The organism is Methylobacterium sp. E-005 (genome assembly GCF_022829725.1).
GTDB lineage: Bacteria > Pseudomonadota > Alphaproteobacteria > Rhizobiales > Beijerinckiaceae > Methylobacterium.
Map to the genome: position 1 here is coordinate 49,529 of NZ_JAKSYG010000153.1, position 12,595 is coordinate 62,123.

Genomic DNA, 12,595 nt, shown 5'->3' on the forward strand with positions numbered 1-12,595 from the left:
CGTGGCTGTGCGCACGAGTTTTGCTCTGCCTCCCGCCTCGGCTGATCACGGTTGGAAGGCGTAGGCGTGGGCGAGGCGATCGATTGGGCAGAGCGTCGCCGCATTGCCGAGCAGGCGCGCGGCGAGCGGCCATGGTCCCTCTGGGGGCCGTATCTCAGCGAACGGCAATGGGGCACCGTGCGCGAGGATTACAGCCGCGACGGCAATGCGTGGCGCGCGCTGACCCATGACGAGGCGCGCTGGCGCGCCTACCGCTGGGGTGAGGATGGACTCGCCGGCATCTGCGACGAGCGGGGCCTGCTCTGCCTCGCGCTCGGCCTGTGGAACGGGCGCGACCACATCCTCAAGGAGCGCCTGTTCGGCCTGACCAACGAACAGGGCAACCACGGCGAGGACGTCAAGGAGCACTATCACTATCTCGACGCGGTCCCGAGCCACGCCTACCTCAAGTTCCTCTACCGCTATCCGCAAGCCGCCTATCCCTACGAGGATCTCGTGCGCGAGGGCCTGCAGCGCGGTCGCGACAGGCCCGAATACGAGATCGACGACACCGGGATCTTCGACGGCGACCGCTTCTTCGACGTGACGGTGGAATACGCCAAGGCCGATGTCCACGACATCCACGTCCTCGTCTCCGCGACGAACCGCGGCCCGGACGCCGCCGACCTCCACCTCGTGCCGCAGCTCTGGTTCCGCAACACGTGGTCGTGGCGGGAGAACGGCCAGCAGCCGCACCCGCGTCTCGCGGCCGACCCCGAGGGCGGCGTCACCTGCGAGCATCCCCGCCTCGGCCGCTACCGACTGGCTTTCGACGGCGCGCCGGACGTCCTGTTCTGCGAGAACGAGACGAACCTGCACCGCCATGCCGGACAGCCGGAGGCGCAAGGTCCGTTCAAGGACGGACTCCACGCGGCGATCGTCGGGGGCGACGCGACCGCGATCCGGCGCGATGCCGGAACCAAGCTCGGCCTGCACTACGCGTTCCGCCTGCAGGCCGGCGAAACCAAGCGGATTCACTTGCGGCTGTCAGCGGGAACGCGGGCGCGCCCGATCGATGCGGATGGCAGCCTCCGCGACCTGCGCGTCGCCGAGGCCGACGCCTTCTACGACGACCTCATGGACGGGATCGGCGACCCCGACGCCCGCGCGATCTTCCGGCAGGCCGCCGCGGGGCTGATCTGGTCGAAGCAGCTCTACACCTACGACGTGCAGCTTTGGCTCAAGGGCGATCCCCTCCTGCCGCCGCCACCCCAGGAGCGCAGCGGCGGCCGCAACACCCACTGGCGCCACTTCGCGGCCTCCGACGTGCTCTCGATGCCGGACAAGTGGGAATATCCCTGGTTCGCCGCCTGGGATCTTGCCTTCCACTGCCTGCCGCTGGCCTTGCTCGATCCGGATTTCGCCAAGAAGCAGCTCCTGCTGCTGACGCGCGAATGGTACATGCACCCGAATGGCCAGCTCCCGGCCTACGAGTGGGAGTTTTCCGACACCAACCCGCCGGTCCATGCCTGGGCGACCTACCGGGTGTTCGAGATCGACCGCCGCCGCCGCGGCGGGCGTGGCGACCTCGCCTTCCTTGAAGGCGTCTTCCACAAGCTGCTGATCAACTTCACGTGGTGGGTGAACCGCAAGGATGCGGGTGGCCGCAACGTCTTCCAGGGCGGCTTCCTCGGCCTCGACAATGTCGGCGTGTTCGACCGGTCGCGGCCGCCGCCGGGCTTCGGCATGGTGCATCAGGCCGACGGCACCGCCTGGATGGCGATGTATGCGCTTAACATGATGCGCATCGCCCTCGAACTCGCGCTCCACAACGACGTGTACGAGAGCACCGCCTCGAAGTTCTTCGAGCATTTCCTCCTCATTGCCGAGGCCATGACCGACATGGGCGGCGAAGGCTTCGGGCTGTGGGACGAGGATGACGAATTCTACTACGACGAGGTCGATATTCCCGGCACCGGGCTGCTTCCCATGCGGGTCCGCTCCATGGTCGGCCTGGTGCCGCTCTTCGCCGTCGAGGTGATCGAGCCCTCCGTGCTCCAGCGGCTGCCGGACTTCGCCCGGCGCCTCAACTGGCTGCTGGAGAACCGCCCGTACCTCGCCCGCCTCGTTTCGCGCTGGGACGAGGGTGGCGTCAAGGACCGCAAGCTGCTGTCCCTGCTGCGTGGCCATCGCATGAAGGCGCTGCTGCGGCGGATGCTCGACGAGGCGGAGTTCCTCTCGCCCTTCGGCATCCGATCGCTGTCGAAGGCGCATCGCGACCAGCCCTATTCCCTCAACGAGTTCGGCGCCTCCTTCACGGTCCGCTACGATCCGGCCGATTCCACCTCGAACCTGTTCGGCGGCAACTCCAACTGGCGCGGACCTGTGTGGATGCCGATGAACTACTTGATCATCGAGGCTTTACGCCGCTTCTACACCTATTACGGCGACGATTTCCTCGTCGAGTTCCCCACCGGCTCGGGGGAGATGCGCACCCTTGATGCGATCGCCGATGCGCTCCAGGATCGGCTGATCACCCTCTTCACGAAGGATGAGGCCGGGCGTCGGCCGGCTCTCGGCGACCGACCGCCGATTCCCGCGGGGGCCGGTGCCGAGGAGGCCCTGCTGTTCCACGAGTTCTTCGACGGCGACACCGGTCGCGGCCTCGGCGCCTCCCACCAGACCGGCTGGACGGGACTGATCCTCAATCTCCTGCACGCGCGTGCCAAGCCGGATTCATAGGCGTCGTGGCGCTGCGGTGGTGGTCGGCGTGGTGTGTTTCAACGCTCCGCGGAGGGGCTGCAGCCGAACTGAGCCCGATAGCTCCGCGCGAAATGGGCCGCGCTCGAGAAGCCGCAGGCCGTCGCGATCTCCCCGATCCTGAGGGGGCTCTGGCGCAGCAGGCGCCGTCCATGGGCGAGGCGGAGGGCCCTGTACTGCGCCGAGAAGCTCAGCCCGAGCTTCTCGAGGAACAGACGGTCGAGGTGGCGCGGGCTGATCGCCGCGAGGCGCGCCATGGCCTGCCGGCCGAGCGGCGCCTCCACCGTCTTCTCCATGGTTTCGAGCACCGTCAGCAGGCTCGGATGGTGGATCCCGTACCGCTCGACCGCGGAGGCCCGCTGGGGGGCGTCGGCGGCGCCGATGGCGGTGTGGAGGAACCAGTCGGAGACGCGGCGGGCGAAGGCCTCACCCATGCGCTCGGCGATCAGGGCGTGCGCCATCTCCAAGGGGGCGACGCCGCCGCCGCAGGTCAGGCGATCGCCGTCGGCGACGTAGCGCGCCCGGCTCAGGCGCGCGTCCGGGAAGGTCTCGACCGTGGCGCCGGCATATTCCCAGTGGAGCGTGAAGGCACGATCGGCCAGCAGGCCCGCCGCGGCCATGAGATAGGGGCCGCCCGAGATGCCGCCGATGCGGACGCCGAGCCGGGCCATCCGCCGCAGGGTCGCGTGGATCTCGGGCCTGTCCCACCCAGTCGGCTCGCCGCCGGCACAGACGAACAGCGTGTGAAGACGGCCGCGTCGGCGCGGCAGCGCCTCGGTGGGGATCTCGGCGCCCGATGAGGCGGCCACGCAACCCTCAGCCTCGCCGAAATAGCGCAGGTGGTAGAGGGGCCGCCCGGCGAGATCGTTGGCCGCGCGGAACGGCTCGCACCCCGAGGCGAAGGACATCAGCGCGAAGCCGGGCACGAGGATGAATCCGATCTCCTGCGGGTGGTCCTCGGTCTGTGCATCCATTCCGCCAACACATTCCGCAGCCTGACGGCCCGAATGTGCAAGAAACCGTCTGCCCTGGTCAAACGCGTGGCTCGGCATGCACCATTCTGACTATCGTCTTCCTATTCCGTGCGAGACCGCCTCCGGATGCCTCGACCTGCCGACCTGCTCTCGTTCCGCACCGCGCTGTCGTCCCGGGCCGGTGCCGTGCCGGAGTGTCGGCCGTGAGCCACCGCTACGACGTCGCCGTCCTGGGCCTCGGCGCCATGGGCAGCGCCGCGCTTTACCAGTTGGCGAAGCGGGGCAGCGCGGTCATCGGGCTCGATCGCTTCGCGCCGCCCCACGCCCTCGGGTCCAGCCATGGCGAGACGCGGATCACCCGGCAGGCGGTCGGCGAGGGCGCCGATTACGTGCCCTTCGTCACCGCCTCGCACCGCATCTGGCGCGAACTGGAGACCGAGACCGGCGAGACCCTGCTGAACGCCTGCGGGGCCCTCGTCATGGCCCCGGGCCACGGCGTCTCGTCCCATCACGGCAAGCCGGATTTCGTCGGACGCTCGATCAGCGCCGCGGAAGGGGCCGGCATCGTCCATGAGGTGCTCGACGGTGCGGCGGTGGCGCGCCGGTTCCCACAGTTCCTGAACCTCGCGGGCGACGAGAAGGCCTATTTCGAGCCGGGCGGCGGCTACGTGTTTCCGGAGCGCTGTCTGGCGGCGCAGCTCGGCCGCGCGGGTGCCGCCGGCGCCGAGATCCGCACGAACTGCGTCGTCACCGGGCTGCAGCAGGACGGGGGCGGCGTCCGCATCGAGACGGCGGACGGCACCATCCTGGCCGACCGCGCCGTCGTGGCCGCGGGCGCCTGGACGGCCCCGCTGCTCGGAAGCCCGTTCGACCGGCTCCTCACCGTCCGCCGTCAGCTCCTGCACTGGTACGCCCTGGCGGACGAGACCGCCTATGGGCCGCATGCGCCGGTCTTCATCTGGATGTACGGGACGAGTGACACGGACTACCTCTACGGCTTCCCGCCGCTCGACGGGTCCATCAAGGTCGCGACCGAGCAGTACAGCAGCACCACCAGCGCCGACGGGGTCGAGCGCCGCGTCGACCCGTCCGAATCCGACGCGATGTATCGGCTGCGCGTGGCGGACCGGCTGGCCGGCGCGACCCCGGAGGTCGTCCGGGCCGCGGCCTGTGTCTACACGGTGACCCCGGACCGCGGCTTCATCATCGACCGGCATCCCGCGATGGACCGGGTCACGGTGGTCTCCGCCTGCTCGGGGCACGGCTTCAAGCACTCGGCCGGCATCGGCGAGGCCGTCGCGGCGGAGCTGGCCGGCACTGGCAGCACGGTCGATCTCACGTCCTTCGCCCTGGCACGTTTCAGGTGATGCGCCGGCTGATGGCTCGTGGATTGCTTGAAACCATGCCAAGATCCGTCGACCCGAGCAGGAAAGATCCGATGCGCCGCACGATCCGCACCCTTCTGACCACCGGGGCGATGGCCGCGCTCGCGGCGTTGTCGACCGTCGCGCTGCCCGGCCGGGCCACGGCCGCCGACGGCGTCGACGCGATCAAGACGCGCGGGACGCTGATCGTCGGCGTGAAGGCGGATTACAAGCCGTTCGGCTTCCGCGACCCGAGCGGGGCGATCATCGGCCTCGAGCCCGACCTCGCCGCCGACCTCGCCAAGCGGCTGGGCGTGAAGCTCGAACTCGTGCCGGTCGTCTCGGCCAACCGGATCGAGTTCCTGCAGCAGGGCAAGGTCGATCTGCTGATCGCCACCCTGTCGGACAAGCCGGAGCGCCGCCGCGTCGTGCAGGCGATCGACCCGAACTACTATTCCGACTTCGTGAACGTCCTGCTGCCGAAGTCGTCCGGCATCACCGACTGGGCGCAGCTCAAGGGCAAGCCGCTCTGCGCCACCTCGGGGGCGTGGTACAACAAGGACGTCGCGCGGACCTACGGGGCGGAGATCGTCGCCTTCGACGGGTCCGAGAAGCCGCTCTTCGCGCTCAAGCAGGGCAACTGCATCGGCTACGTCTACGACCAGAGCATGCTGCAGGGTAAGCTGCTCGACGACGACTGGAAGGCCAACTACGCGCTGCCGCTCAAGGGCATCCTCGACGCCCCGTGGATGATGGCGGTGGCGCAGGGCAACGCCACGCTCCAGGCCGCGGTCGAGGACGCCACCAAGGACTGGATGAAGACCGGCTTCATCGTCAACGAGGAGACAAAGTGGGGCATCGAGCCGACCGCTTACTCGAAGGCGATGCACGAGAAGTACAAGAACGCGACCAACTGATGCCCGCCCGCACGATGAAGCCGGGCGTTCGCCCGCGATGATCGCCACGATCCAGGCGTGGTTCCAGCAGCTCTACGAGACTACGGGCTTCAACTTCACGGTCTTCTACGATCCCTACGACTGGGACCGCTACGTGGCCGGCCTGCGGATGACGCTGCTCCTCGGGATCAGCACGATCCTGTTGAGCCTCGTCATCGGCGCCGTCGGGGCGCTCCTGCAGAGCGGGCCGTCGCGCCTCCTGCGGGCGCTGGTCAACGGCTTCGTGGTGGTGTTCCGCAACACGCCGCCGCTCGTGCAGATCTTCTTCTTCTATTTCGGCCTCGGGACGCTGCTCCCGGATATCCGCTCGGCGGACGGCCTGCGCGTGCCGATCCTCACCAACGTCCAGTGGGCGATCATCGCGCTGTCGCTGTTCGCGGGCGCGTTCAACGTCGAGATCTTCCGCTCCGGCATCGAGGCGGTGCCTAGGACCACGGTCGAGGCCGCCGAGGCCCTGGGCTACACCCGCTTCAAGGCCTACCGCCACATCGTTCTGCCGCTGGCCCTGCGGGTCTGCCTGCCGGCCCTGAACAACAACCTGATCAACCTCCTGAAGACCACGACGCTGGCCTACGCCATCGCGGTTCCGGAGACCCTGTACGCGGTCAAGCAGATCTGGTCCGAGTCGCAGAACGTCCTGGAGATGATGCTGGTGCTGCTCGCGACCTATGCGGTCCTGGTCGGCCTGCTCGTCTGGATCATGCACCGCTGGGAACGCGCCCTGCGCATCCCGGGATACGGCCGATGAGTGCCCTGGATCCGAACCGCCCGAGCGATCTCCCGGTCCTCCTGCCCTTCACGCTCCCGAAGGACCGCCCGGCGGCGCGCCTGCGCCCGGCCCATCTCTGGATGCTCACCGCGTTCGCCCTCGTCGCCCTCCCGGCCTGGGCGCAGGGCGGGGCCGCGGCGCTGTCGCCGCTGGAGGTCGTGATCAAGTGGGCGCCCCTCCTGCTGACAGGCTTCGCCTTCAACGTCGCGATCTCGTTGATGGCGATGGCGATCGGCACCGTGGCGGGCATCGGGCTCGGGCTGGCCATGCTGGCGGAGGGGCGGATCCTGCCCCGCCTCGCGTGGTGCGTCACGCAGGTCTTCCGCAACGTGCCCTGGCTGGTGCTGCTGTTCTTCGTGATGTTCCTGGTACCGTTCCAGGTCACCGTGTTCGGCCTCCGCGTGCCGCTGCCCGACTGGGTGAAGGCGACCTTCGGCTTCAGCCTGCCGGTCATGGCCAACGTCGCCGAGATCGTCCGGGGCGCGGTGCGCTCGGTGCCCAACACCCAGTGGGAGGCCGCCGAGTCGCTGGCCTTCACCCGGCGGCAGACGCTCTGGCGCATCATCCTGCCCCAATGTGCGAAGCGCATGCTGCCGCCCTGGATGAACGTCTACGCGCTCATCGCGATGGCGACCGTGCAGGCCTCCATCGTCGGCGTCACCGAGATGCTGACGCTGACCGCGCAGGTCCACGCCGCCGAGGGCGGCCGCCCCGAGCTGTTCGCACCGCTCTACGGCTTCGCGCTGCTGTGCTTCTTCCTCTACTGCTACCCGATCGACCGGTTCACCGCCGCCCTGGAACGCCGCTTCGAGACCCGCTGAGCCCATGACGCGCGCGACCCCGGCCGCCACCCCGTCCCCGAGCTGGACCCCCGATCAGCCGATCGTCCGCGTCGTCGACGTGCACAAGTCCTTCGGGACGTTCGAGGTTCTGAACGGGATCAGCTTCGACGTCCGCAAGGGCGAGGTGGTCTGCATCATCGGACCCTCGGGCTCGGGCAAGTCGACCCTGATCCGCTGCATCAACGCGCTGGTGCCGGTGAGTGCCGGCTCGATCGCGGTCGAGGGGATCGCGGTGACCGATCCCCGCCTCGACAAGCTGGCACTGCGCCGCAAGGTCGGCATGGTGTTCCAGCAGTACAATCTGTTCCCGCACAAGACCGCGCTGCAGAACGTGATGATGGCCCCCATCCACGTCCTCGGGCAGGAGAAGCGCGAGGTCGAGGCCCGGGCGCGGGCGCTCCTCGCCAAGGTCCGGCTCGCCGGCAAGGAGAACGCCTATCCGGGCGAGTTGTCCGGCGGCCAGCAGCAGCGCGTGGCCATCGCCCGCTCCCTGGCGATGCGGCCGGACGTGATGCTGTTCGACGAGGTCACCGCCGCCCTCGATCCGGAGACGGTCAAGGAGGTGCTGGTGACGATCCGGGAACTCGCCGAGGAGGGCATGACCTGTATGCTCGTCACGCACGAGATGAATTTCGCCCGCGACGTCGCCGACCACATCTACTTCACCGACCGCGGCGTGATCGTCGAGCACGGGCCGCCCGCGACCTTCTTCGCCTCCGCCGAGGACGAGCGCACGCGCCGGTTTCTGTCGCAGGTGCTTTGACGCTCCTGTCGTGGCGAGCCCGGCGGCGCGGTCTCGATGCCGAACGTCCGCCTGAGCGGAGCGTTCGTGCCTCATCTGCCAATTTCCTGCACGGCGGAGAGACCGCCGGTCGCGTATGACTCAGAGGTATGTGATATAGTTCATGATATTTCGGATCGCGTGTTTGGTATAATATATTTCCTGCACGCGTCCCCGCCGGGGCGTCGAAACCGCGGGACGCGAGGAGGCGCCCCATGCCGGAGAAGTCCACCGAACGGTCCGCTTCGTCTCCCACCCGAGAGCGCATGATCAGACGCATCGCCGACGCCCTCGGTCGGCCGGAGGCGGTGTTCCGCGATCAGGGCGGTCCGGCATGCGGTTCCGCCGATCAGGGGGAGCTGTTGTGGATCTGGAACAGCCTGACGGACCATGCCGATCGTCAAAGAATCTTGATCTATGCGCGCGCCGTTGCCGCGGAACGTTCCGGCATGGTCCGGCCATGATCTTCGTCACGAACGCGCAGGGGCGGGCGACCTTCGTCAGTCCGGAATGGACCGATTACACCGGTCAGTCCCTGGAAGAGGCCGTGGGTTTCGGCTGGGCCCGGGTCGTGCATCCGGACGACCGTGACGTGGCCCGCAGGACCGTCGAGGCCGCCATCCAGGCGCAGAGCGCCTTCAACCTGCGCTATCGGATGCTCGCACCCGATGGCCGCGCCATGTGGGTCGCCGCCGGTGCGGTTCCGTCGTTCGGTCCACCGGAACAGACCTTTCTGGGCTTTCTCGGGTCGATCACGCAGGTCATCGACGATCCGGCCGCGGGCCTGCAGGCCTACGGTTCGCTGGGAAGCTTCGTGCCGCCCCCGCCGCATTCGGCGACGCCACCGAGTTCCATGCTGGAGGCGATGGCGGATCATCTGCTCATGGCCCACGCCCTCATCGAGCCCGCGGCCGCGGCGCGTTTGCGTCCGCTCGTCGAACGCGTGTTGCACGAGGTCGGAATCGAACTCGCGCGCGCCGAGCAGTCCGGCGAGGCGCGGGCCGCCATGCACTGACGCGGTGGACCGCGTCGACACGACGGCCTCGACCGGCGACGATTGCGCCGAACCGGCGTCCGCTCCGACGGAGGGTGCGCGAGCGCCGTTCGATCGGGGAGCCGGGCGAGCGCGCCGGTTCCCTGCCCGTCACCGGGTTTCGATACAGAGGCGGAGACGTGCCGGATCCGGCCGTGGCCGGACCGCAACCAGCGGCGCATGGCGCACCGCACGTGCACGCCCCGGAGCGGGCCCGGGACGAGCGGGCCCGCGCTTCGGCAATGGAGCGGTGTAGACCCCCGCCCGAAACGCCACGCCGGCGAAGACTGCGCCGGCAAGGACGGCGTGGTTGGTCATCGCGGCCAGAAACGGCCGGGGCGGGACCGGGCACCGGTCAAGGGGACGCTCCGCGGCGTGCTCAGCGGATATGGTGGAGTTCGGCCTCAAGGTGCCGAGAGCCCGACACGGTCGGCGCCGCACCTCTCGCCGTCGAGGGCTACCGGATGTGAGCCCGGCACCTATGTCGCTGACAAAGGAGCCGTCCAAACCATGATCATGATCATCATCTGCTTCCTGGCGCCGTGGCTTGCCATGTTCCTGCGCGGCAAGGTGCTTCAGGGCATTCTCTGCATCCTCCTCCACCTGACGATCATCGGCTGGATTCCGGCGACGATCTGGGCGCTCGTCGTCACGCGGCGCGAGACGGCCTAAAGCGTCTCCGCCGACGCCGGCACCGGTTCGGCGGCCCAGGGCGCGTCAAAGCGATCGAGGACGGAGAGCCGGGCGCGATGTGATCGCGTCCGGCTCTCCGCGTCGGGCGCGGCGGGGGAGACGGCGCCTCTTCAAGGCCGACGGGTCCTATGACAGTTCAGGCCCGTCCGGCATGGCCGATCTTCAATTGGTCAATTGGATCGTGAGCGATGTTTTCTCTATTATTGCATTAGCACTTCATTGATAAACCGAGATGAGTATTGCTTAGTGTAAGGGTATCTTAAGATCCGCTCACGTATTTAAAATTCGAATGCGTGGAAAGCGGCGATGAAAAAAGAAATCTTCCGTCTGATCGCAGAAGAAAATGGCGCGACGGCTATTGAGTATGGGATGATCGCTGCCTTGATAGCGGTCGCCATCATAGGGTCGTTGCAACTCGTCGGCACCTCGCTGAGCGCGAAGTTTACTGCGATCGCCGGCAATCTGAATTGATCGCTCTCTGTTGAGCCGTCGGTGCCGCGCGGTCCTGGATTGGGAGCCGTGGTCCATAACCTCGTTTGGACGTCGGCGAGATGCGGCGGCGATCAGCAGCCTGACGCGGTTCCACGCAGGCTCTCCGCCTGGGGCGCGGGTCGGGCAGGGACCGCCCGGCGATTCATCGCCTCGAACCTCTCCCCGCGATCCGGCGTCTTTTTGAGCGGTCGCGAAGCGATCCGGTCGGCGTCCCATCGACCGCCGTCGCACTGGCCCTGGGTCGCTTCGCTGCGCGCGATGACGGAGCGCGCTTCGGCCAGGGTCCCGTCCAAGATCCTTAAAACGCTGAGTCTCGGACCTCAGGAAACCCGGATCCGAGAATGCGGCTCGCTGTCGGACAGGGTCTCAGCGGGGGCTGACCGGCGCCGGCCCCCGGGAAAGGGCCGCGACCGAGATCATGAAGGGGCAATCCGGCTCCATCGTTACGACGCTGGACACGGATCGCGTCGGGATGTTGGAGCCTCGGCCGCGGGACCGGCGGCCAAGGCGCTGGACTGCAACCCGAAGCGTCTCCTCGTATGAGGCTTCGCCCGTATCGCCCGCGGGCATGTCGGCACATAATTTGGCGAAGGCGGCGCGCAGATCGGGTTCAGGCATGAGGCATCCCCTAGGGCTTGGGGCCAGGGGACAGCGGCAAGGTTAACGGAGCGTTAAGGCGCCTCTGATCGTGCGCCGGCGCGCCTTCCGGGTGCGGACGCCCAATCTGCGATCGGTCCCGAAGGGGTTTTTCTTAACGGTGCGTCCGCATCCTCCGCGGCACATTCCCGTCGTCGTGGGCGTCCACCGGGCGCCGGAGCACCCGCCGCATGACCTTGCTCAGCGTCATCTGCTTGTTCTCGGGGGCGACGCTGGCCGGCATGGCCCCGCGGCGCGCGATGCAGCAGGCGACGCTCGAAGGCGCCGGGGGAGGCCTGATCGTGCTCGGCCTCGTCATCCTCGGCGCCGGCCTGCCCCTGTTCCGATAGCGACCTCGATCCGGACCTGCGCGTCCCGCCCGGATGCCGGCTCAGCTGAAACGCTCGTCCGTGCCGATCCGGATGGTCGCCACATCCGCGTGAACATCGTCCAGCGCGCAACGGATGCGCTCCAGGGCGGCGGACACCAGCGCGGCGGCTTGCGGATCGGCGGCTTGCGGATCGGCAGGGACGCGCGTCGAGAGGTCGAAGCCGTCGCGCAGATAGGGCATCATCTGTCCGTGCAGCGCCGTGTAGGCGCCGGGATTGGACAGTTCGTAGATGACCGCGAGAGCGTGATAGGCCCCAATCAGGATTTCCAGCGCGACATCTGCACTGCGTGCGGCCCGCTCACATTCGTCGCTGCCCATATCGCGCTTGTTGTTTTATCGCTGTCCAGTCTTCCGGTAACATGCTCGGTTAAGACTGTCGACATTTTAGGCTATTGTATTCGCTGCGCTTTACAGGACGGGAAATTTTAGAGTCGGATTATGGCTCGACTGCAACACCTGCCGAATTTGGTGTCTGGCATCGCGTCGTCATCTGGCTGCGGGCATGTCGACTCGGCCGAATCATCGTGGCGATCCGGGTTTCCGCCTCGGCCAGGACGCTGTTGACAAGGTGAGTTGCCCCTTCGACCGTTCCCTCCACCAGAGCTCCGCTCCGGCTCGTCTCCTCGACGATGCGGAAATTGTCCTCGACGAATGCGCGGATCTTGCGCTGAGCATCGTCGAACTCGCCCGGATGGGCGGTTTCATACAGAAGTGCCAGGGCCAAGTAAGCGCGGCCGACCATATCGAGTGCCAGATCCGCGCTCGTCTCGGAACGCACGGTGTCGATCGGGGTCACGGCGGGTGAATCCCTGTCAAGTACATCTGCGCAGGCTAGCATAACTTACACCGGTTGCAATCGATCAAGTTGTTCCGCGACCGGTTTTCCTGAGACATCTTGAGCCAGGCGGGCGGGCTCTGATTCCGC

Annotated in this window: 14 protein-coding genes; 11 read left to right on the forward strand and 3 right to left on the reverse strand. The window is 67.6% G+C overall.

Features of this window, described 5'->3' with window-relative positions:
• The first annotated feature begins 66 nt into the window (after positions 1–66).
• Complete coding sequence (locus MKK88_RS16410; RefSeq protein WP_244001483.1) at positions 67–2,721, forward strand: MGH1-like glycoside hydrolase domain-containing protein; 2,655 nt, start codon at positions 67–69, stop codon at positions 2,719–2,721.
• 38 nt (positions 2,722–2,759) lie between these two features.
• Here MKK88_RS16410 and MKK88_RS16415 read toward each other — a convergent pair whose 3' ends face one another.
• Positions 2,760–3,713 carry a GlxA family transcriptional regulator gene (locus tag MKK88_RS16415; protein ID WP_244001485.1) on the reverse strand — a complete coding sequence of 318 codons (954 nt, stop codon included), beginning with the start codon at positions 3,711–3,713 and terminating at the stop codon, positions 2,760–2,762.
• A 203-nt stretch (positions 3,714–3,916) separates the two neighbouring features.
• On the opposite strand from MKK88_RS16415, the gene solA reads away from it, so the two are divergent.
• The 10 genes from solA to MKK88_RS16465 all read left to right on the forward strand — a co-directional run bounded on the left by solA (position 3,917) and on the right by MKK88_RS16465 (position 11,629).
• Complete coding sequence (gene solA / locus MKK88_RS16420) at positions 3,917–5,080, forward strand: N-methyl-L-tryptophan oxidase (protein ID WP_244001487.1); 1,164 nt, start codon at positions 3,917–3,919, stop codon at positions 5,078–5,080.
• Between the two features lie 71 nt (positions 5,081–5,151).
• Positions 5,152–5,994: a transporter substrate-binding domain-containing protein gene (locus MKK88_RS16425; protein WP_244001489.1), complete on the forward strand. Its 843-nt coding sequence runs from the start codon at positions 5,152–5,154 to the stop codon at positions 5,992–5,994.
• A 37-nt stretch (positions 5,995–6,031) separates the two neighbouring features.
• The gene (locus MKK88_RS16430) at positions 6,032–6,781 is read left to right on the forward strand and encodes an amino acid ABC transporter permease (protein WP_244001491.1); all 750 of its coding nucleotides are present in this window, start codon (positions 6,032–6,034) and stop codon (positions 6,779–6,781) included.
• A complete protein-coding gene (locus MKK88_RS16435) occupies positions 6,778–7,623 on the forward strand; it encodes an amino acid ABC transporter permease (RefSeq protein WP_244001493.1) in 846 nt (281 codons plus the stop codon). Before MKK88_RS16430 ends, MKK88_RS16435 begins: the two co-directional genes overlap by 4 nt.
• Positions 7,624–7,627: 4 nt before the next feature.
• Entirely contained in the window at positions 7,628–8,407 is a 780-nt protein-coding gene (locus tag MKK88_RS16440; protein WP_279602339.1) for an amino acid ABC transporter ATP-binding protein, read from the forward strand.
• Positions 8,408–8,640: 233 nt separating this feature from the next.
• Positions 8,641–8,889: a hypothetical protein gene (locus MKK88_RS16445; protein WP_244001495.1), complete on the forward strand. Its 249-nt coding sequence runs from the start codon at positions 8,641–8,643 to the stop codon at positions 8,887–8,889.
• Complete coding sequence (locus MKK88_RS16450; RefSeq protein WP_244001497.1) at positions 8,886–9,440, forward strand: PAS domain-containing protein; 555 nt, start codon at positions 8,886–8,888, stop codon at positions 9,438–9,440. Before MKK88_RS16445 ends, MKK88_RS16450 begins: the two co-directional genes overlap by 4 nt.
• 528 nt (positions 9,441–9,968) lie before the next feature.
• Entirely contained in the window at positions 9,969–10,130 is a 162-nt protein-coding gene (locus tag MKK88_RS16455) for a YqaE/Pmp3 family membrane protein (RefSeq protein WP_244001499.1), read from the forward strand.
• Between the two features lie 327 nt (positions 10,131–10,457).
• The gene (locus tag MKK88_RS16460) at positions 10,458–10,622 is read left to right on the forward strand and encodes a Flp family type IVb pilin (RefSeq protein WP_244001501.1); all 165 of its coding nucleotides are present in this window, start codon (positions 10,458–10,460) and stop codon (positions 10,620–10,622) included.
• Between the two features lie 848 nt (positions 10,623–11,470).
• Positions 11,471–11,629 carry a hypothetical protein gene (locus MKK88_RS16465; protein ID WP_244001503.1) on the forward strand — a complete coding sequence of 53 codons (159 nt, stop codon included), beginning with the start codon at positions 11,471–11,473 and terminating at the stop codon, positions 11,627–11,629.
• 41 nt (positions 11,630–11,670) lie between these two features.
• Here the strand turns inward: MKK88_RS16465 and MKK88_RS16470 are convergent, their stop codons facing one another.
• On the reverse strand, positions 11,671–11,988 hold the full coding sequence (locus MKK88_RS16470; RefSeq protein WP_244001505.1) for a hypothetical protein: 318 nt from the start codon (positions 11,986–11,988) through the stop codon (positions 11,671–11,673).
• A 118-nt stretch (positions 11,989–12,106) separates the two neighbouring features.
• On the reverse strand, positions 12,107–12,466 hold the full coding sequence (locus MKK88_RS16475; RefSeq protein ID WP_244001506.1) for a hypothetical protein: 360 nt from the start codon (positions 12,464–12,466) through the stop codon (positions 12,107–12,109).
• Positions 12,467–12,595 lie beyond the last annotated feature (129 nt).

Excerpts from the sequence above, each read along its gene's own strand:
- MKK88_RS16450 (WP_244001497.1), top strand. The coding sequence starts at position 8,886 with ATGATCTTCGTCACGAACGCGCAGGGGCGGGCGACCTTCGTCAGTCCG.
- MKK88_RS16470 (WP_244001505.1), bottom strand. The coding sequence starts at position 11,988 with ATGGGCAGCGACGAATGTGAGCGGGCCGCACGCAGTGCAGATGTCGCG.
- MKK88_RS16460 (WP_244001501.1), top strand. The coding sequence starts at position 10,458 with ATGAAAAAAGAAATCTTCCGTCTGATCGCAGAAGAAAATGGCGCGACG.
- MKK88_RS16435 (WP_244001493.1), top strand. The coding sequence starts at position 6,778 with ATGAGTGCCCTGGATCCGAACCGCCCGAGCGATCTCCCGGTCCTCCTG.
- MKK88_RS16455 (WP_244001499.1), top strand. The coding sequence starts at position 9,969 with ATGATCATGATCATCATCTGCTTCCTGGCGCCGTGGCTTGCCATGTTC.
- MKK88_RS16465 (WP_244001503.1), top strand. The coding sequence starts at position 11,471 with ATGACCTTGCTCAGCGTCATCTGCTTGTTCTCGGGGGCGACGCTGGCC.
- MKK88_RS16425 (WP_244001489.1), top strand. The coding sequence starts at position 5,152 with ATGCGCCGCACGATCCGCACCCTTCTGACCACCGGGGCGATGGCCGCG.
- MKK88_RS16415 (WP_244001485.1), bottom strand. The coding sequence starts at position 3,713 with ATGGATGCACAGACCGAGGACCACCCGCAGGAGATCGGATTCATCCTC.
- MKK88_RS16430 (WP_244001491.1), top strand. The coding sequence starts at position 6,032 with ATGATCGCCACGATCCAGGCGTGGTTCCAGCAGCTCTACGAGACTACG.
- MKK88_RS16445 (WP_244001495.1), top strand. The coding sequence starts at position 8,641 with ATGCCGGAGAAGTCCACCGAACGGTCCGCTTCGTCTCCCACCCGAGAG.
- MKK88_RS16440 (WP_279602339.1), top strand. The coding sequence starts at position 7,628 with ATGACGCGCGCGACCCCGGCCGCCACCCCGTCCCCGAGCTGGACCCCC.